This is a genomic window from Massilimicrobiota sp. SW1139, from assembly GCF_012027715.1.
Lineage (GTDB): Bacteria > Bacillota_I > Bacilli_A > Erysipelotrichales > Coprobacillaceae > Allocoprobacillus > Allocoprobacillus merdigallinarum.
Map to the genome: position 1 here is coordinate 40,750 of NZ_SJOR01000008.1, position 20,153 is coordinate 60,902.

22 protein-coding genes are annotated in these 20,153 nt (G+C 32.4%); all 22 read left to right on the plus strand.

What is annotated here, in order from left to right:
- Positions 1 to 10 precede the first annotated feature (10 nt).
- Positions 11 to 676: a DJ-1 family glyoxalase III gene (locus E0K96_RS06180; protein WP_240924451.1), complete on the plus strand. Its 666-nt coding sequence runs from the start codon at positions 11 to 13 to the stop codon at positions 674 to 676.
- Position 677: 1 nt separating this feature from the next.
- Positions 678 to 1,232 (plus strand): DJ-1 family glyoxalase III, encoded by a 555-nt coding sequence (locus E0K96_RS06185; protein WP_168081933.1) that lies wholly within the window; start codon positions 678 to 680, stop codon positions 1,230 to 1,232.
- A gap of 16 nt (positions 1,233 to 1,248) precedes the next feature.
- Positions 1,249 to 2,019 (plus strand): MurR/RpiR family transcriptional regulator, encoded by a 771-nt coding sequence (locus E0K96_RS06190; protein WP_168081935.1) that lies wholly within the window; start codon positions 1,249 to 1,251, stop codon positions 2,017 to 2,019.
- A gap of 75 nt (positions 2,020 to 2,094) precedes the next feature.
- Positions 2,095 to 2,745 (plus strand): YoaK family protein, encoded by a 651-nt coding sequence (locus E0K96_RS06195; protein ID WP_168081937.1) that lies wholly within the window; start codon positions 2,095 to 2,097, stop codon positions 2,743 to 2,745.
- Positions 2,746 to 2,800: 55 nt separating this feature from the next.
- Positions 2,801 to 3,706 carry a MurR/RpiR family transcriptional regulator gene (locus tag E0K96_RS06200; RefSeq protein ID WP_168081939.1) on the plus strand — a complete coding sequence of 302 codons (906 nt, stop codon included), beginning with the start codon at positions 2,801 to 2,803 and terminating at the stop codon, positions 3,704 to 3,706.
- A gap of 101 nt (positions 3,707 to 3,807) precedes the next feature.
- Positions 3,808 to 5,220, plus strand: a complete 1,413-nt coding sequence (locus tag E0K96_RS06205) for a 6-phospho-beta-glucosidase (protein ID WP_168081941.1) — start codon at positions 3,808 to 3,810, stop codon at positions 5,218 to 5,220.
- 129 nt (positions 5,221 to 5,349) lie between these two features.
- Positions 5,350 to 6,075 carry a sulfite exporter TauE/SafE family protein gene (locus E0K96_RS06210; protein WP_168081943.1) on the plus strand — a complete coding sequence of 242 codons (726 nt, stop codon included), beginning with the start codon at positions 5,350 to 5,352 and terminating at the stop codon, positions 6,073 to 6,075.
- Between the two features lie 12 nt (positions 6,076 to 6,087).
- Positions 6,088 to 6,888 (plus strand): SDR family oxidoreductase, encoded by an 801-nt coding sequence (locus E0K96_RS06215; protein ID WP_168081945.1) that lies wholly within the window; start codon positions 6,088 to 6,090, stop codon positions 6,886 to 6,888.
- A 144-nt stretch (positions 6,889 to 7,032) separates the two neighbouring features.
- The gene (locus tag E0K96_RS06220) at positions 7,033 to 7,626 is read left to right on the plus strand and encodes a recombinase family protein (RefSeq protein WP_168081947.1); all 594 of its coding nucleotides are present in this window, start codon (positions 7,033 to 7,035) and stop codon (positions 7,624 to 7,626) included.
- A 114-nt stretch (positions 7,627 to 7,740) separates the two neighbouring features.
- Positions 7,741 to 8,922, plus strand: coding sequence for an iron-containing alcohol dehydrogenase (locus E0K96_RS06225; RefSeq protein ID WP_168081949.1), 1,182 nt, complete (start codon positions 7,741 to 7,743; stop codon positions 8,920 to 8,922).
- A gap of 12 nt (positions 8,923 to 8,934) precedes the next feature.
- Entirely contained in the window at positions 8,935 to 9,768 is an 834-nt protein-coding gene (locus E0K96_RS06230; protein WP_087298306.1) for an SDR family oxidoreductase, read from the plus strand.
- 3 nt (positions 9,769 to 9,771) lie between these two features.
- A complete protein-coding gene (locus E0K96_RS06235) occupies positions 9,772 to 10,752 on the plus strand; it encodes an aldo/keto reductase (RefSeq protein ID WP_168081951.1) in 981 nt (326 codons plus the stop codon).
- Positions 10,753 to 10,755: 3 nt separating this feature from the next.
- Positions 10,756 to 11,262 carry a flavodoxin gene (locus E0K96_RS06240; protein WP_168081953.1) on the plus strand — a complete coding sequence of 169 codons (507 nt, stop codon included), beginning with the start codon at positions 10,756 to 10,758 and terminating at the stop codon, positions 11,260 to 11,262.
- Positions 11,263 to 11,482: 220 nt separating this feature from the next.
- Complete coding sequence (locus E0K96_RS06250) at positions 11,483 to 12,367, plus strand: LysR family transcriptional regulator (RefSeq protein WP_168081955.1); 885 nt, start codon at positions 11,483 to 11,485, stop codon at positions 12,365 to 12,367.
- A gap of 126 nt (positions 12,368 to 12,493) precedes the next feature.
- The gene (locus E0K96_RS06255; protein ID WP_168081957.1) at positions 12,494 to 13,240 is read left to right on the plus strand and encodes a carboxymuconolactone decarboxylase family protein; all 747 of its coding nucleotides are present in this window, start codon (positions 12,494 to 12,496) and stop codon (positions 13,238 to 13,240) included.
- A 210-nt stretch (positions 13,241 to 13,450) separates the two neighbouring features.
- Entirely contained in the window at positions 13,451 to 13,987 is a 537-nt protein-coding gene (locus E0K96_RS06260; RefSeq protein WP_168081959.1) for a flavodoxin family protein, read from the plus strand.
- A 60-nt stretch (positions 13,988 to 14,047) separates the two neighbouring features.
- Positions 14,048 to 14,533: an NAD(+) diphosphatase gene (locus tag E0K96_RS06265; protein WP_168081961.1), complete on the plus strand. Its 486-nt coding sequence runs from the start codon at positions 14,048 to 14,050 to the stop codon at positions 14,531 to 14,533.
- 2 nt (positions 14,534 to 14,535) lie between these two features.
- Positions 14,536 to 15,300 carry an HAD family hydrolase gene (locus E0K96_RS06270; protein WP_168081963.1) on the plus strand — a complete coding sequence of 255 codons (765 nt, stop codon included), beginning with the start codon at positions 14,536 to 14,538 and terminating at the stop codon, positions 15,298 to 15,300.
- Positions 15,301 to 15,372: 72 nt separating this feature from the next.
- On the plus strand, positions 15,373 to 16,284 hold the full coding sequence (locus tag E0K96_RS06275) for a DUF2232 domain-containing protein (protein WP_168081965.1): 912 nt from the start codon (positions 15,373 to 15,375) through the stop codon (positions 16,282 to 16,284).
- Between the two features lie 11 nt (positions 16,285 to 16,295).
- The gene (locus E0K96_RS06280; RefSeq protein WP_168081967.1) at positions 16,296 to 18,260 is read left to right on the plus strand and encodes a GGDEF domain-containing protein; all 1,965 of its coding nucleotides are present in this window, start codon (positions 16,296 to 16,298) and stop codon (positions 18,258 to 18,260) included.
- On the plus strand, positions 18,260 to 18,706 hold the full coding sequence (gene rplI / locus E0K96_RS06285) for a 50S ribosomal protein L9 (RefSeq protein WP_168081969.1): 447 nt from the start codon (positions 18,260 to 18,262) through the stop codon (positions 18,704 to 18,706). Before E0K96_RS06280 ends, rplI begins: the two co-directional genes overlap by 1 nt.
- A 12-nt stretch (positions 18,707 to 18,718) precedes the next feature.
- Positions 18,719 to 20,089 carry a replicative DNA helicase gene (gene dnaB / locus E0K96_RS06290; protein WP_087244835.1) on the plus strand — a complete coding sequence of 457 codons (1,371 nt, stop codon included), beginning with the start codon at positions 18,719 to 18,721 and terminating at the stop codon, positions 20,087 to 20,089.
- Positions 20,090 to 20,153 lie beyond the last annotated feature (64 nt).

Below are 20,153 nucleotides of genomic sequence, written 5' to 3' on the forward strand. Positions count from 1 at the left end.
ATTAATCGCCATGGACAAAATTTATTTTGTCCTTTTTTTATTTCCAGCTTTAGGAAATCAATTGGATATAAAAGAAAAGAAGGTTATTGTATGGTTAGAAAGGAAGTTGATATATATGAAAAAAGCAGCAGTTATCGTTGCGCCAGGATTTGAAGAAGGAGAAACATTAACGATTGTTGATATTTTACGTAGAGCTCAAATCCAGTGTGATATGGTCGGTTTTGAAAAAGTTGTGAAAGGTGGTCATGATATAGAAGTTCAATGTGATCAAGTTTTAAATGAAGATATCATTGACTATGATATGGTTGTTTTACCCGGAGGTTATGGTGGCGCAGATGCAATGCGTAGTTGCAATCAAGTGATAGATATTTTGCATCAAATGAACAATCAGGGAAAATATATCTGTGCCATGTGTGCAGCGCCTATTGTGTTAGAAAAAGCTGGATTATTAAAAGATAAAAAATATACAGCATATATGGGATATAATCAAAAAATTCATCAAGGAACATATTTAGAGGATAAGGTTGTGATTGATGGAAATATAGTGACGAGTCGAGGTCCCGCTACAGCATATGCATTTGCATATAAGTTAGTGGAGTTGTTAGGTGGGGATGCTTTGACTGTCAAAAAACGTATGGTTTATTTCAATGCATTTGATGTCAAGGAGGATGAATAATATGAAACGTGTTGCAGTATTGATGGCACAAGGTTATGAAGAAGGAGAAACATTAACTATTGTAGATTTATTGAGAAGAGCCAATATAGAATGTCATACATTTGGATTTGGAGAAGAATTTGTTGATGGGATGCATCATATAAAAGTCAAAGCTGATAAAGTTTTTAATGATGAAATTAAAGATTATGATGTTCTGGTATTACCTGGAGGTAGACCTGGTGGAGAGAATTTAAGAAAAAATAATGAAGTGATTCAGATGGTACAATATTTTAATCAACAAAATAAAATGATTGCGGCGATGTGTTCAGGGACAATTGTTTTATCTGATGCACAGGTTATTGATGGAAAAAAGGTGACTGGATATACAGGGTATCAAGAAAAATTACATGGAGGTATTTTTGTAGATCGTGTTGTTGTCTATGACCAAAATATTATCACAAGTCAAGGACCAGCAACACCATATCCATTTGCTTTTCAAATCATTGAAGCATTAGGAAAAGATACTACTGAAATGAAAGAAAGATTGATGTATAATTTTGCTGGAGGGAAATCATAGAAAGAGAGTGATAAGGATGATTTATGGAAAGTTACCTGTTGTTTTTTTAAGCACTATCGCAACAGAAAAGAAAGATTCAACCAATAGTCAAATAGCGACTTATATTTTAGAACATATTGATCAGATGCAAGATGTCAGTATTAGAGAATTGGCTCAGGATTGTCATGTTGCGATGAGTTCCATTTCTCGTTTTTGTAAAGAAATTGGACTGAAAGACTTTGCCGAACTTAAAGAATTATTAGCGGATCCTGACTTTTATTTTGAAGAACAGTCACAATCTTCTTCAATGCAAAAAAGAATAGATGATTATGGACAAAAAGTTTGTGAAAGTATTCAAATGGTGCAATCAACATTGCATCAACAACAACTTATTCATCTTTGTCAGGATTTATATCATTATCAAAAAGTCGGCATATTTGGTTTATTAAAAGCACAAACAGCGGCTATGAATTTACAGACAGATTTATTAATGTTAGGAAAACAAGTAGATTCTTATGTTTCTTATTTTCAACAGATGGAACATATTTTAAGTGCAGATGAAAATGATTTGATTATTGTTTTTTCTTATACAGGTTCTTATTTTGATTATGAAAATTTAAGGGCTCTCCAAAAGAAATTAGAAGCTCCTAAAATTTGGATGATTACAAGTACTCAACAGGAATATCCTTATTTTGTAGATGAAGTTTTAACTTTCCAATCTTTACAAGATCAAGGCAGTCACCCTTATCAGTTACAGTTTATTGCCAGTCTTATTGCTCAAGAATATTTTAGAAGATACAAGTCTTAGGCTTGTATTTTTTATTTTTGGAAATTGATATGTTTTTTATTTGAGATGAATTATAGTGACAAGGAGGTGAAGAAAATGGAAAAAAATTATCAGATGTCTGAATCATTTTTATTAGCGTCTTTATTAGCGATTGTGGGAGGATTTTTAGATGCATACAGTTATGTTTGTAGAGATCATGTTTTCGCAAATGCACAAACTGGAAATATCGTCAAGTTAGGTATGTCAATAGCTCAAGGTGACTCTTTTCAAACGGTTAAATATCTTATACCCATTCTCGCATTTTTCTTAGGTGTCTTTATAACCATGTTTTTGCGATATCAATGTATGTATCAAAAATGGCATTGGCGACAAATTATTTTAATGATTGAAATGATGATTTTGGTTATAGTCAGTTTTATTCCTATTGGATCATACAATCGTATTGTCCATATATTGATTTCTTTTTTATGTGCAATGCAGGCAGAATGTTTTAAAAAGGTTTTAGGAAGTTCTTTTTCTTCAACAATGTGTACTGGAAATTTAAGAAGTGGAGTTGAAAATCTATATCGTGGTATTTTTCAAAATGATAAACAGGCCATTCAAAAATGTTTTTGTTATATAACTATCATCTGTTTCTTTATATTAGGTGTTATTGTTGGTGTATGGTTGACTCTTTTATTTCATGAAAATGCAACTTTATTTTGTCTTATTCCTGTTATGATTTCCTTAGTATCAATGTTTGAATAAGATTGTCTTTATTCTCATATCAATGTAAAATAAAAGATAAAGAGAGTTGATCAAAATGTTAATTATCGAAAAGTTAGAAAGAATGGAACAGTTATCTGAAGCAGAAAAAGAAGTTGCGAAAAAGGTTATAGAACTCAAAGGACAGATCAAAGATATGTCTATTCGTGAGCTGGCCTCTGACTCTTATACATCAACTTCAGCAGTTACACGCTTATGTCATAAAATGGGATTTAGAGGTTATCATGATTTTAAAGAAAAATATTTAGAAGAAATGAAATATTTACATGAACATTTTGAAAATATTGATGCCAATATTCCTTTTTTAAAAGATGATAATCTGGCGAAAGTTTTAGGCAGTGTCAGTGAGCTATATCAGGAAACGGCTAAAGATACCTTATCATTAGTTGATTATTTTGATTATATCGAAGCGACAAAAATGATAGATCGTAGTCAAAATATCTATGTTTTATGTATTGGTGTTGCGATTGAATTAGGAAAAATCTTTGCAGATCGTATGATGCGTATCGGAAAAAATGTTATTGTCAGTGAAAATGTCAATGAACAGTTCTATCAATCTTATAATGCAACCCAAGATGATACTTTTATATTGATTTCTTATTCAGGAACAACATTAAAAACAAAACAATATATTGAAAATATTTTGAAAAGAAAAGCTCATTCTATTTTGATTACAAGTAGGGGAGAAAGTCAATGGCGGGATAAAGTGGATATTATTTTGCCTATGACTACAAGAGAGAAACTCTATTCTCATATTGCTTCCTATACATCAACAGTGTCTATTATGTTAATTCTTGATATGTTATATAGCTGTTATTTTCATAAACATTATGATGAAGCTTTTCAACATAAAAAAGAAGTTGCTTTATCTTATGAACCCCTTCGTAAAGCCAGTCAGAAGGTTATGGAAGAAGATCAAAATGAAATCTTGTTTTCAAAATAATAATGCATGATCTTATTTTTTGAAAACGATGTTTTTTTATCAAATGATTGTATTGTCTATCAATGTGAATTTGATTATGTTAGAAACAAGGAGGAGAAAGAATGAAACTAAGAGAAGATTTTTTATGGGGTGGAGCGACAGCTGCTAACCAGTATGAAGGAGCCTATTTAGAAGGTGGAAAAGGTTTAAGTATTGCCGATGTAGAAAGAGGAGCACGACATGGCGTTCAACGCCAGATTGATGATTATGTACATGAAGATGTTTTATATCCGAGTCATGAAGCAACAGATTTCTATCATCATTATAAGGAAGATATTGCCTTGTTTGCCGAAATGGGATTCAAATGTTTTAGAATGTCTATCGCATGGACAAGAATTTTTCCAAATGGAGATGAAGAAGAACCTAATGAAGAAGGTTTAAAATTCTATGATGATGTTTTTGATGAATTGCATAAATATGGTATTGAACCTGTTGTGACTTTATCACATTATGAAACACCATTATATCTTGTTCAAAAATATGGTTCATGGCGTAATCGTAAGCTTGTTGACTTTTTTGTCAGATATGCAATAACATGCTTTAAACGTTATAAAGGAAAAGTTAAATACTGGATGACATTTAATGAAATTAATGCCACAATGAGAATTCCAAGACCTTATCATCAGGCAGGTTTGATTTTTAAAGAAGGTGAAGATGCCAACCAAACTGTTGTTCAGGCATCACATTATATGTTTGTTGCCAGTGCTAAAGCTGTGATTGAAGGACATAAGATTGATCCAGAAAATAAGATTGGATGTATGTTGTTATTCCCTGAAACATATGCCGCAACATGTTCTCCTGATGATCAGGTTGCTGCTAGAGAAAAAATGCTGTCATTATATTATTATGGTGATGCCCATGTCAGAGGATATTATTCTAATACTTGTACATCTATGTGGAAAAGATTAAATGCCAAAGCACCAGAAATGGAACCAGGTGATGAAGAACTGATGCTGGCAGGGAAAGTAGACTATATTGGATTTAGTTATTATTTCTCATCTATCGAAGGTGGCAATGCCGAGCAGATAGAAGGAAATGTCATCAGTGGTGGACGTAACCCATATTTAAAGATAACAGATTGGGGATGGCAAATTGATCCTGTTGGGCTTCGTAATACATTGAATAAATTATATGACAGATATCAGGTCCCATTATTTATTGTAGAAAATGGTATGGGAGCATTGGATACGGTTGAAGAAGACGATTCTATTCATGATCCATATAGAATTGAATATTTAAGAGAACATATCAAAGAAATGATCAAAGCAGTAGAAGAGGATGATGTAGATTTAATGGGATATACACCTTGGGGATGTATTGATCTTGTTTCTGCTGGTACTGGAGAAATGCGTAAAAGATATGGTTTTATTTATGTTGATAAACATGATGATGGAAGAGGAACTTTAAAAAGAAGTCGAAAAGATTCTTTCTATTGGTATAAAAAAGTCATTGAAACAAATGGTAAAGAATTATAAGAAGAAACGTTGTTTTCAAATGAAAAGTCTTAAAACAGGCTTTTTGAAAACAACGTTTTTTTATTGATTGGTGTCATTGTTTCATGATGAATTCCCTGATAAATTGATAGTCGTTAGGAGGAATCATAGATGGAAATGATAGGTTATATTTTATTACCAGCATTTGTCGCTGGCATTATTCAGGGAGTGACAGGTTTTGGGGCTGGCGTTGTCATGATGATGTTTTTGCCTTTACAGTTTAGTGTTGTACAAAGTGCGGGAGTTTCAAGTGCTATTTGTATGATTTTATGTGCGGCCATGGTTTATCGTTATCGTCATACAATTAATTTTAAAAAGATTATTGGTCCAGCCGTTTTATATTTATTTGTCAGCAGTGTTTCTATTTTATTTGCAAAAATGATTGATCAAAATATCATGAAAATCATTTTAGGTATTTTCTTAATTGTTTTATCTCTTTATTTCCTTTTCTTTTCTAAAAATGATATTGAACCTAAAGGTATCGTTGCTTTATTATGCATTATCATTTCAGGTGCCTGTGATGGATTGTTTGGTATTGGAGGACCATTGATGGTTATCTATTTCTTATCAAAAACAAAAGGAAAAGAAGAATATTTAGGAACAATACAATGTTTCTTTTTAATCAATGTTGTTTATTCAACAGCTTTTAGAGTCATTAATGGTATTTTGACAGTTGATTTGTTTGGTGGCATTGGTTTAGGAATGGTTGGTATTTTACTAGGTTTATGGATTGCCAATAAGATTGTAGATAAATTAGATGCTAACCTCATTAGAAAATTAACTTATGTTGTCATTGGATTATGTGGTTTATCCAATGTCATCACAACATTATTATAGGAGGAATGAAAAATGGTTAATGTGATGGATTTGTTTCGTTTAGATGGTAAAGTCATTGTCGCAACAGGAGCGACTGGGTATTTATGTTCACATTTTGTGGAAGCTGTAGCACAGGCAGGTGGAAGTTTGGCTATGATTGATATTCCATCAAATGTTGACAAACTTAAAGAATTAGCACAATCATTAAAGAATCAATATGGTATTGAAGTTCGTTATTATATGGCAGATAATTCAAAGGAAGCTGATATTCAAAAAGTCAGTGAACAGATCATACAGGATTTTGGGCATATTGATGGTTTGATTAATGCAGCAGGTGTCAATCAGCATGGCAGCATTCAAGATTATACCGGTGAAGATTATGCAAGATTAATGAATATTAATATTGTTGGAACATTTTTATGTTGTAAATATTTTGGACAATATATGGTTAAACAAAAACAGGGGTCTATTGTGAATATTGCCTCTTTTACAGGAACAATTGTGAATAAACCACCATTTAATATGTCAGGATATTGTACATCAAAAGGTGGAGTTTTACATTTAACAAGAAGTGTTGCCAGTGAATATGGAGAATATAATGTCAGAGTCAATAGCGTATCTCCAGGTTTTCTAGAAAAAGGGATGAGCAATGTGAAAAACTTTATTAAATTAAATGATCCAAGAGTGTTTGAAAACTCAATGAACAATACACCTATGAATCGTGTAGGCAAACCTACGGAATTAATTGGTGCAGTCTTATATTTATTATCTGATGCTTCAACTTATACAACAGGCATTGATATAATGATTGATGGCGGATATCATGTCTGGTAATCGAACAAACTTTTAGGATGAAAATCTTAAAAGTTTTTTTGTTTGAAAGTCAAAATATATATCGTTTGTATGATTATGTCAAAAATGAATTCTTATCTTTTTTTGTATACTGTTATTTGACTCATAAGAAAAGGAGGAATAAAAATGAACTGTGGGTATATAAGAGTATCATCAAAAGATCAATGCGAAGATAGACAATGGTTGGCATTAAAACAATTTGATATTCCAAGAAAAAATATTTATGTAGATAAGGTGAGTGGAAAGAATTTTGATCGACCAGAGTATAATCGTTTGGTAAAGAGGTTAAAGAAAGGGGATGTTTTGATTGTTTTATCTATTGATAGACTAGGAAGAAATTATAATGAAATACAAAATCAATGGAGAATCATCACAAAAGTGAAACAAGTCGATATTGTTGTTTTAGATATGCCTTTATTGGATACAAGAAAGAAAGGAGATCAAGATTTAACAGGGACATTTATTGCGGATATGGTATTGCAGATATTGGCATATGTTGCACAAATAGAGCGTGAGAATATTAAGCAAAGACAAAAGGAAGGTATTTATGCTGCAAAAAGTAGAGGTGTTATTTTTGGTAGACCTAAAAAAGATGTTCCACAAAATTTCAAAGAGATTAAAAATCAATGGCTTCAAAATCAAATCACATCTCGACAGGCGGCTAAAGCATTAGGAATTGCGCAAAGTACGTTTTTAAGATGGGTACAGGAAATTGTATAACCCTTCAAAAGAAATGTTTATTGATAAGTAAAACTTATGGATTGGATTAGAAATTGGAATTGTTCCAAAAGAGTAAAAATCATACAATAAAACTAACAAAGGAGGATGCATTTTATGAACGATTTTCAATTTCAAAATACAACCAAAGTCTATTTTGGTCAAAACCAATTACAACATTTACATGAAGAAGTTTTGAAATATGGTGATAAAGTCTTAATTGCACATGGAGGAGATTTTATTCAAAACTCTCCATTATATAGTCGTGTTATCAAAGAGCTAGAATCGCATAAGATTACAGTTTATGAGTTAGGTGCAGTTGAACCGAATCCTAGACATACAACTGTCAATCGTGGTGTCAAAATATGTAAAGAACATGGAATTCAAACAGTCTTAGCTATTGGTGGTGGTTCAACCATTGATTGTTGTAAAGCCATTGCGGCGACAACGTTATCAAATACAGATGATATTTGGGATTTGGTAGAAGGTAAAGCAACTTGGAAAGATGCTTTAGCCGTGATTGCAATGCCAACAATTGCTTCTACTGGAAGTGAAATGGATAAGTCATGCGTGATTGCAAATGTCAAATTAGGAATTAAGAGTGGTATTAATGGGGAACCGATTAGACCCAAAGCTGCATTTCTAGATCCAACGAATACATTGACTGTTTCTGCTTTTCAGACAGCATGTGGGGGATTTGATATTATGGCACACATGTTTGATATGAACTATTTTGTGAATGCTAAAAAATATCCATTACAGTTTAACGTTGTTGAAACATTGTTAAAAACAGTGAGACAGCAGTTACCAATTGCCATTCAAGAACCAGAGAATTATGAAGCGAGAGCTACTATGTTATGGGCAGCAAGCTGGGCATTGAATAGTTTTTGTACATCTGGATTTCAGACACAGGCTTCTTTACATGCCTTGGAACAATTCTCTTCATCTTATGATTTAACACATGGTTTAGCACTAGCAATCCTTATGCCTAAGTGGATGAAGTATTTATTAGATCGAGATGAAACTGTCGCTGATGATTTTGCAAGATTTGGAGTCAATGTGATGGGTGTTGAAGAGAGTGAAGATAAAAAAGCTGTCGCATATCAAGCTATTGAAGCCTTACAATCTTTTATCAAAGATGAATTAGGATTACCAGTTCATTTATCCGAGTTAGGAATAGATGATAGTCAATTTGAAAAAATGAAAGTAAAAGCATGTTATGGGCAAGAATCCCTGCCAAGAGCATATCGACCATTAACGCAGGAAGATTGTTTCAATATTTATAAAATGTGTTTATAGGAGGTCAAAACAATGAAAGATGTAATGATTGTAACGGGTGCAGGCCAAATCAGTATGGCTATTGCCAGAAGAATTGGTTATGGTAAAAAGATTATAATGGGAGATAAAAGAATTGAAAATGCAAAGACTATTGCAGAAGTAATGAATAATGCAGGATTTGATGTTGTCCCATTTGAAATGGATTTATCTTCTAGAGAATCTATATTCAATATGATAGATGAAGCGAAAAAATATGGACCTATTACGATGCTGGTCAATGGTGCTGGGGTTTCGCCAAGTCAGGCACCTATTGAAGCTATTCTCAATGTTGATTTATATGGAACAGCAGTTTTATTGGAGGAAGTTGGAAAAGTGATTGAACCAGGTGGTGTGGGTGTGACTATTTCTAGTCAATCAGGATTTAGAATGAAACAATTAACACCTAAGGAAGATGAACAGTTGGCTTGTACACCAACAGAAGAATTATTAAATTTAGATTTATTAAAAGTTGAAAATATTCAGGATACTTTACATGCTTATCAGTTGGCTAAAAGATGTAATGAAAAAAGAGTCATGGCCCAGTCAGTGAAATGGGGAGAAAAAGGTGCTCGTATTAATGCAATTGCGCCAGGGATTGTCGTTACTCCATTAGCCATTGATGAATTTAATGGACCAAGAGGAGATTTTTACAAGAATATGTTTGCATCTTGTCCAGCTGGTAGACCAGCAACAGCAGACGAAATTGCCAATGTAGCAGAATTATTGATGAGTGATAAAGGTGCTTTTATTACAGGTTCAACATTCTTGATTGATGGTGGCGCAACAGCATCATATTACTATGGACCATTACAACCAAAGGAGAAATAAACAATGAAAAAAAGAAGATTAGGACAAACTGATATGTATGTCAATATGATTGGGCTAGGGTGCATGGGATTATCTCACGCCAGTGGAACACCTCTTCCAAAAGAAGAAGCCTTGCAAGTCTTAAAAGAAGCACATCGTATTGGTTATGATTTATATGATACTGCTGAGTGTTATACAGGTGTTTATCCTGATGGAAGTATCAGCAATAATGAAGAAATTGTAGGTGAAGCTATTAAAGATTTTAGAGATGACATTGTTCTTTGTACAAAGTTTGGTGTGATGCATAAAGGTGACCATCTTGAATTTGATAGTTCACCACAGAAGATTAGAGAATCTATTGAAGGTTCTTTAAAAAGATTACAGACAGATCATATTGATATTTATTATCAACATAGAATTGATCCTCAAGTAGAACCAGAAGTTGTGGCTGGAGTGATGAAGGATTTGATTCAAGAAGGAAAAATCAAAGCTTGGGGCATTAGTGAAGTGAATGAAGATTATTTAAGAAGAGCACATGCTATCTGTCCTGTGACAGTCATTCAAAATAGATATTCTATGATGGCAAGATGGCATGAACATTTGATTGATGTCTGTCAAGAACTTGGAATAACATATATAGCTTTTTCACCACTAGCAAATGGTGCATTGACAGGAGCTTATCATTCTCAAGCAGATTTTAAAGATGATCAACAGGATTTTAGAAGAAACATGCCTCAATATAGTCAAACAGGCATGATCAAAACAAATGCTTTATTGGAAATTGTCAGTCAAGTTGCAAAGAAATATCATGCGACAAATGCTCAAATATCTTTAGCTTGGATGCTTTATAAATTTCCACATCTTATTCCTATCCCTGGTTCACGCAAAGTAGACAGATTATCTTCTAACTTTCAGGCAGGGAATATACAGCTTTTAGAAACAGATATTCAAATGATTGATCATCAATTAGAACAGATGGAATTTGAAGTCTTTGGAGGGCATTAAAATATGAAATCTTTAATCGTTTATTTTTCTCATTGTCATGAAAACTATGTGAATGGGGATATTGTTGATTTAGAAAAAGGAAATACACAAGTGGTTGCTCAAAAGATAAGTCAATATATAGATGCTGATTTATTTGAAATAAAACCTTTACATGATTATCCTGTACAATATCATCAATGTACTCAAGTCGCTAAAGAAGAGATAGAAAATCAAAAAAGACCTAAGATTAAAAACATCATTCCCCATTTTGAACAATATCAAAATATTTATTTAGGTTTTCCTAACTGGTGGGGAACTATGCCAATGTGTGTCTGGACTTTTTTAGAAAGTTATCAGTTTGATGGAAAAGATGTTTATCCTTTTATAACTCATGAAGGAAGTGGCTTTGGAAGAAGTTTACAGGATTTAAAAACAATCATTCCTCATGCTTATATTCATGAAGGACTCGCTATTTTTGGTCACCAGGTATATGAAAGTGAAGACAAAATAAAAAGTTGGGTAGGTGAATAAATCATAATAACAAAAAAAGCACTTGATTATCGACAAAGAGAACTCATCACATTTTGTTTTTTAGTGGCACAAGGTGGATGTGAAGCTCAGTTATCTTCACATATTATTGGTTTTCCAAGAACTTTCAATGCTTTAAAGTGTATTCAAGAGATACAATCATAATCACTGTTGTTTATAAAATCTCTTTTTGATAAAATGGAAACAAGGAGGGTGATAGCTTATGCTATTAAAGCAAATGAAATATTTTATAGCTATAGTAGACTATGGAAGCTTTACAGAAGCTGCCGAGCATTGTTTTATTTCACAATCAGCTATCTCTCAACAAATTCAATCATTAGAATCACAGTTACAAGTTCAATTAATGGTTCGTCAGAAAAGACATTTTGAATTAACTGAAGCAGGTCAATATTTTTATCGACATGCAAAGGCTGTATTGGAAGAAATCGACCAGATCGTTGCACAAACACAAAGACTAGGAGAAGATCATGAATTAACATTACGCATCGGTTATCCTAAGAATTTTAACTTATTTGAGCTTCAACAGGCTATTACACAATTTTGTGAACTATATCCCGAAGTAAAAATTTCTATTGTGAGTGGAACACATGAAGAATTATTTGAATTACTGGTTAATGGACATATTGATTTAAAAGTGAGTGAACAAAGAAGAGCCTATAATGAAGACTATTATAATTATGAATTGAAGTATAGTGATTCTTATGTAGAAATAGCAATGGGAAATCCTTTAAGTCAAAAAGATATTTTAACAGTAGAAGACTTAAAAACATTATCTTGTATATTAGTTGTGTCTAAAGGATATGAAGACTCTGAAAAGAGTTTTTATGAAAAAGATTTATCTATATCACATCAATTTTTATATGTTGATTCTTTAGAACAAGCCCGTTTAATGGTAGCAGGAAATCGTGGTTATCTTCCTATTGATGTACTTGGGGAAATGATGACACCTATTCAAGGCATCAAAAGAGTACCTTTATATAAAAATGGAAAACCCATTCAAAGAAACTACTTTGCCTGCTGGCATAAACAACATACAAATTATTACATTGAAGAATTTGCCCAAATGTTAAGGACAGTATTTCAATAAACATACAAAATATCATTCATTGTTTATATGAACAAGAATGATATTTTTTTGATGAAATGGTCAATCTTTTATAGTTTATTTTATAACGTGTTTTTAAATATGCTATAATAAAGAGGAGGCTATCTTATGAATAGAATAGAAAGAAGTCAAAAGAAATATGAAGAATTATTTTTAAATCCACAAACATTAGATTTAAAAGATCCTGAATTCATGACACAGCTACAAAGATTGATATTTGGTGAAGTTTTTTATGTTGGAGATTTGACAGATAGACAAAGAGAACTCATCACATGTAGTGTTTTAACAGTTTTACAGACTTTACCACAATTAAAGGCACATTTGAATGCTGCCTTGAATGTAGGTGTTTCCCCATTAGAATTAAAAGAATCATTGTATCAATGTGCTCCATTTATTGGTTATCCGAGAACATTGAATGCAGTGAATGTATTGAATGAAGTTTTAGAAGGCAGACATATTTCATTACCACTAGATAATCAGACAAGTATAAAAGATGAAGAAAGATATGAAAAAGGATTAGAAATTCAAAAAGAGTTATATGGTGATGAAATTAAAGACAGATATCGTTATTTACCAGATGATGTCGGTGACGCTTTACCAAGATTTTTAACAGAATGGTGTTTTGGTGACTGTTATACAAGAAAGGTATTAGATATTCCAACAAGAGAATTATTGATCTTTTGTATTTTAACAGCACTCAATGCCTCTGGACAACTTTATGCACATGCTTTAGGAAATATCAAAGTTGGAAACTCTTTACATACACTTTATTATGCATTGATTCAATGCTTACCTTATTTAGGTTTCCCATGTGTGTTTAATGCTTTTAATGCAATTAAAGATTTAGCTGAATAAATATGAATCAAAAAGATGGATAGAAATGTTCATCTTTTTTTGTGATTTTGATTATTGTGAGAAATGTTAGGTTATTGTTTCATGTTGATGTTGTAAGCAGAAAAGATATATTGTCAATATGCTTTTTAGCTATGCTGTGAGATTGTTTTGAGGTATTGGACGAAAAAGAATATACACATTAAAATAGGGATAAAGAAAGGATGATGAATAATGAAGATATTGGTTATATATGGAAGTCCACATAAGAAGGGTTCTTCATATTTATTAGCAAATGAATTTATCAAAGGAGTTCAGGAAAGTCACCATGAAGTCAAGGTTTTTGATGTAGCTCATCGTCATATTGCACCCTGTCTAGGATGTGACCATTGTGGAATGAATGGTCCATGTATTCAAAATGATGATATGGGTCAGTTAAGAAAAGACATGCTTGATCATGACATGATTGTTTTTGTCACACCACTTTATTACTTTGGAATATCAGCACAACTAAAAGCGGCTATTGACCGTATGTATAGTTTTACAATGGAATTATCATCTATGCATAAAAAGACAGCTTTTATATGCGCTGCATGGAATAGTTCTCAGGGAACAATGGATGCTGTTAAGATGCATTATGAGGCATTGGTTGACTATATGCATTTTCAAGATGTAGGAAGCATTTTAGCAACTGGATGTGGAACACCATCTATGACTTTGCGTTCACCTTTTATGGAAAAAGCATATCAATTAGGAAAAAGTATCCGATAAGGCTCTTGAAATATCAGGAGCTTTTTCTTTATAATAAATTTAATAAAGGGGCTGAAGAGTATGAAATATTGTGATGAATGTGGACATGAATTGATTGAAAAACCATGTGGAATTGATGGGACAATGCCTTATTGTGAACATTGTCAGAAGTTTAAATTTCCAATGTTTAATAGCGCTATTTCTGCTATTATATTCAATCCACAAAAAGATAAGGTATTGTTAATACAACAATATGGACAGGTAGACTATATTTTGGTAGCAGGATATATAAATAAAGGTGAAAATGCAAAAGAGACATTAATCAGAGAGATTCAAGAAGAAGTCAATTTGAAAGTTGTAGATTATATGTATAATGATAATGAGTATTATGCAAAAACAAATACGTTGATGCATAATTATATTGCGGTGGTTGATTCAGAAGATTTTCATTTAACAAATGAAGTGGATCATGCCAAATGGATTCCTATTGATGAAGTCTTCAATGTTATGAAACAAGGATCATTAGCCCAATCCTTTGTGAAAAGATATTTAGAAAAGAGGGGTTGATTATGAAGAAAATATTTTTCTTTGATATTGATGGAACATTAGCGATACATGGTGTGATTCCTGAAGGGAATCTCAAAGCTTTAAAATTACTTCAGGATCAGGGACATTTCACATTTATATGTACAGGGAGAGCACCATTTTATGCCCAAAATCTTTTTGGAAATCTTGTCAGTGGTCTTATTACATGTAATGGAAGATATATTATATATCAAGGAAAGAAATTGTATGGAAAAGCTTTCTTACCAGAAGAACTGTCATATTATTATGAAAAAATAAAATCATTCAATGCAGGAGCTATGTTTGTTTCTGATGAGGTTGCCGTTCCTTATTTATTGGATGATGCACAGATTGAAGGTATTAAAGATGAATATGGTTTACAGCGTATTCAGACAAATGCTTCTTTATTGTCATTTTATACATTTGATTTGTTTTATCATGATCTTCAACAACGTGATACACTGATACAGGCTTTTGATAAAGAATTGGTTATTAATGATCATGGTGGTCATGGCTCATGTGACTGTTCAACCATTGGTTTTGATAAGGGTGATGGTATTGCTTATTTATTGAAATATTTTCATATTGATAAAGAGAATGCCTATGCTTTTGGAGATGGTTATAATGATCAAGCAATGTTTAGAGAAGTAGGACATGGTATAGCGATGGGAAATGCTGTAGATGTTTTAAAACAAAAAGCGACATATATTACAGATTCTATTGATCAGGATGGTATATTAAAGGCACTACAACATGAAGGAATAGCTTAAAGTTATTCCTTTTTTGTACATGAAGTTTGATTTATGTTATAATAGCGATACTTCAAAGGAAAGGATCTTTATATGGGAAATGTAAAAATAAGAAAAATGGTCCAAGGCGCTATGATTGCAGCTATCTTTGGTGCTTTGTCTATTTTCAATACGTATACAGGCAGTATGTTTGATATATTTATTTGTTATGGCATGGTGATGCCACTTGTCTGGTATAGTTATACATATCGTTTACAGGATGGTCTGTTAGTCAGTTTAATTGCGATGATTGTGATTATGATAACAGGATTACCTTTTTTTGCGATTTCATCATTTTCTTCATGTCTGATTGGTGTTTTTTTAGGTGAAGCTTTAAAACGTCAGGCTTCTCGAGGTGTTTTGTTTTTGGGAACATTATCTCTTACATTTTTTAATAATATCTTGCTTTATGAAGTTTTTGCAGGATTATTAAATATGGATCTGATTGCAGAAATGAAAGAGATGTATATGATGATGGACAATGTTTTTCCTTCCATCACACAGACTTTTCCTTTAACATCATTTCTTTCATTAGCACCCCTTCTTTTATTGATTATGTCATTTCTGGAAATGTATGTGATTATTTTGTTATGTCAAATGGTTTTCTCCCGTTTTCATATTCCTTTTCCCAATTCTTTCCACATTGCTTATATGCATTTAAGTCGTCCAATAGGATGTATTTTGATTATAATGCTGGTTGTCATCTATGTACTAGAACATATTTATGTGATGAATAATATTTATATCACTTATATATATTTGATTTCTTTGTTAACTTTGGCTGTTGAAGGCCTTGCCTTTTTGTCATGGCTGGCTATTTTGGAAAATAAACCTCGCCTTATCATCCTGGCTTTTTTGGGTATGCTTATTCCATTTATCAATCAAATGTATGTTGTCATAGGAATCGTAGATATATTTAGTGATTTAAGAACAAAACTATTGTATAATAAACATAATGAACAATAAGGAGGGATACAATGATCAGAAAGATATTACAAATCAGGAATCTATTAATGGCTTTATTGGTTGGAGAATGTGGTATATTATTTGGCTTATATCTTTTATTGAATACTCCGATATTGTTAGCTTTTAGTGTATATGCGCTTATTAAAAATGTTATTATTTTCTTGATTGTAGTTTATATTTCCTATGTTTTAGAAAATAATCAATTAAGTGTTGAAGAAGTTTTAAATAAAGATGCTAAAAATGCATTCATATTTGGTGGTATTGCTTTAATTCAGTATGATGAAAATAGAAATATTATATGGACAAGTGATTTATTGAAGGCCATGAATATTAATATTGTAGGGGTTAAGCTTTTGGAATGGCAACCCCATTTGGCAAGCCTTTTTGATGATGAAGATGTCAAAGTGATTGATATTAAAGGTAAAAAGTTTGAAGCTTATATTAATCAGGGAACTAAGCTGATTTATTTAAAAGATGTGACACAACTCATGTCTTTACAACAAGATTACTTAGATCAGCAGGTTTGTATGGCTTATATTACAATTGATAATTATGAAGAAACATTGGAAAATGCTGATGAACCTAAGATGGCTTTGATACAATCACGTTCTAGACAAGTTATCGTAGATTGGGCATATTCCAATGGGATTATTATTAGACGTTTTAAATCAGGTGGTTACTTAGCATTTTTTAATGAACGTATTTATCGTAAACAAGTTGAAAATAAATTTGCAATATTAGATACATTTAAAGAAATGTCAAAAGAGTTAGATGAAGTGATGACTTTAAGTATTGGTATTGGTAAAGATTCTCGTGTTTTAAGAGAACTTGATGAGATGGCTTCTGCTGCATTGAACTTAACGTATTCACGTGGTGGAGACCAGGTGGCTGTTAAATCTGGAGAAGATAAGAAAGTCAGATTCTTTGGTGGTAATAGTGATACTTTTGAAAAGAGCAGTAAAGTCCGTGCACGTGTCATTGCACAATCTCTAGCAGGGCTTATCAAAAATGCCAGTCAAGTAATCGTGATGGGGCATAAGAATTCAGATTTGGATTCATTTGGAGCATCACTCGGTGTGGCTAAGATAGCTATGGCTTATGGAAAGAAAACAACAGTCATTGTTGATTTTGAATCCATTGAAAAGAAAACCAAAGAAGTTGCTGTTTTGGTTAAGGCTGATCCACGCTATAAAGGAATGATTCAATCAGCTAGTGAAGCAATTGAGCGTGTTGATAAAAACACCTTGTTAATTGTTGTGGATAATCATAAATCCAGTCTGGCGCTTTCTAAAGCTTTGTTGGAACGTGTCAAAAATAAGGTTATTATTGATCATCATCGTCGTGGTGAAGAATTTATTGAAGCTCCAGTTTTAACATATCTCGAGCCAGCGTCTTCAAGTACTGTGGAATTAGTTATAGAGCTTTGTGATTATCAAAATGTAGATTTGAAAATCAACGAACTGGATGCTACAATAATGTATGCTGGAATGCTGGTTGATACAAATAACTTTAAACAGCGAGTGGGTGTGCGTACTTTCCAGTCAGCAGCGCATTTGAAAGAATTACAGGCCAATGTGCCAATGGCTTATGAATTTATTAAAGATTCTTATGAAGAAACGTTACAGCGTCTTTCTATTGCCCAGACAGCCTATCAATATCGTCCTGATATTTTGATTGCCTGTGGTCAAGAAGGTGAGGAATATAATTCTAGTTTATTAGCTAAATCAAGTAATGCATTGCTTGAAATTAGTGGTATTAAGGCAAGTTTTTCCATTGGTAGAATTTCTAAAACAAAGGTCGCTATCAGTGCGAGAAGTACCAAGGATATGAATGTACAGGTCATTATGGAAGCCTTGGATGGTGGTGGTCATTTTAGTATGGCTGCAGCACAGTTTGAAAATAAAACGATTGAAGAAGTACGTCTTTTATTAGAAGAAAAAATACAAGAATATTTAGATGATAGAGGTGAAGTATAATGAAAGTGATTTTATTACAAGATGTTAAGAAAGTAGGAAAGAAAAACGATATTGTCAATGTTGCTGATGGATATGGACAAAACTTTTTGATTAAAAACAATTTAGCTGTTTTAGCAACTGAATATGGTAAAAAAATGGTTGCTCAAACAAAAGAAAAAGAAAGATTGGAAGAGTTAGAAAATAAAAAGAAAGCTGAAGAATTAAAAGAAAAAATTGAAAGTCTAACATTAGAATTTAAGTTATCATCTGGTAAAGATGGTAAAACTTTTGGAAGTATTTCAACGAAAAATGTTGTTGAAGAATTAATGAAAACACATGGAATTAAAGTGGATAAAAGAAAGTTCATTAATGCTAGACCCATACAAGCTTTAGGATATACAAATTTAAAAATTGAATTGCATAAAGGAGTTATTGCGACAATAAAAGTTCATTTATCTGAAAAATAAGGAGGGAAAAAGATGGCTAGAGAATATCCCCATGATTTGGTAGCCGAAAGATCATTGCTAGGATCTATGTTGATATCAAGTGATGTCTGTCAGACTGTTTTATCATTAGCTTCAAAAGATGATTTTTATTTGGATAGCCATCGTATTCTTTTCGAGGCTATGCAAAATATTTATGCTGATAATAGCCCTGTTGATGTCACAACATTAACATCTTATTTAATAGATAAAAAATTGTTAGATAAAACAGGTGGTGTTGAATATCTTTTAGAATTAAGTGAATCAGTGCCAACAACATCTCATAGTGAACATTATTTAAAAAGATTAAATGAAAAAGCTTTGTTGAGAAGATTGATTAAAGAATCAACAGAAATTATTGAAAAAGCTTATGGTGATGTCGAAAATATCAATGATTTTATTGGTGAAGTTGAAAAAGATTTCTTAAATGTCACAAGAGATCGTAATGCTGGTGAATTCCAAAATGTTAAATCGGTGATTCAAAAAGTGACAGACCGTTTGGTGATGTTACAAAAAGCAGATGGGAAAATATCTGGTGTTAAAACTGGATATTATGATTTAGATAAATTAACATCTGGCTTTCAAAAAGGTGATTTGATTATTTTGGCTGCACGTCCATCTGTTGGGAAAACAGCTTTTGCATTGAATGTGGCTTATAATGTTTCTTATAAGTCAGATGAAGCAGTCGCTATCTTTTCACTGGAAATGCCAGCTGAGCAGTTGATTCAACGTATTATCTGTTCAGCAGGAAGTTTAAAAGCTGAATCTTTGCGTTCAGGTTCTATTTTAAAAGAAAGCAGTGAAAGATATTATGCGGCTGCAGATAAAGTCTCTAAATGTAATTTATATATTGATGATACTCCTGGTATTCGTGTTGGAGAAATTGCTGCGAAATGTCGTCGTTTAAAACGTGAACAAGGTTTAAAGATGATTGTTATTGACTACTTGCAGTTGATTTCAGGACCTGCGAATAGTCGTGAATCTAGACAACAGGAAGTATCAGATATTTCACGACAATTAAAAATGATTGCCAGAGAATTAGAAGTTCCAGTTTTAGCTTTAAGTCAGTTATCTCGTTCCGTTGAAAAACGTGATAATAAGCGACCTGTTTTATCAGATTTAAGAGAATCAGGAGCTATTGAACAGGATGCCGATATCGTTTCATTTATTCATCGTGAAGATTATCAGGATCCTAAAAAAGAAGCTGAAACACAAGGAGCTACCGATATTATTATTGCAAAACACCGTAATGGGGCTTTGGCTGATATACGTCTTGTTTTCTTAAAACAATTTAGTAAGTTTGCCAATCCAGCAAGATCAGATCAGCAAATTAATCCATTAGAAGGTGTTAAAGATTTAAGAACATAAATATCTGACAAAATGAAGGAGTTTTGAACTCCTCTTTATTTAAAAATGATTTTATAAAGGAGAA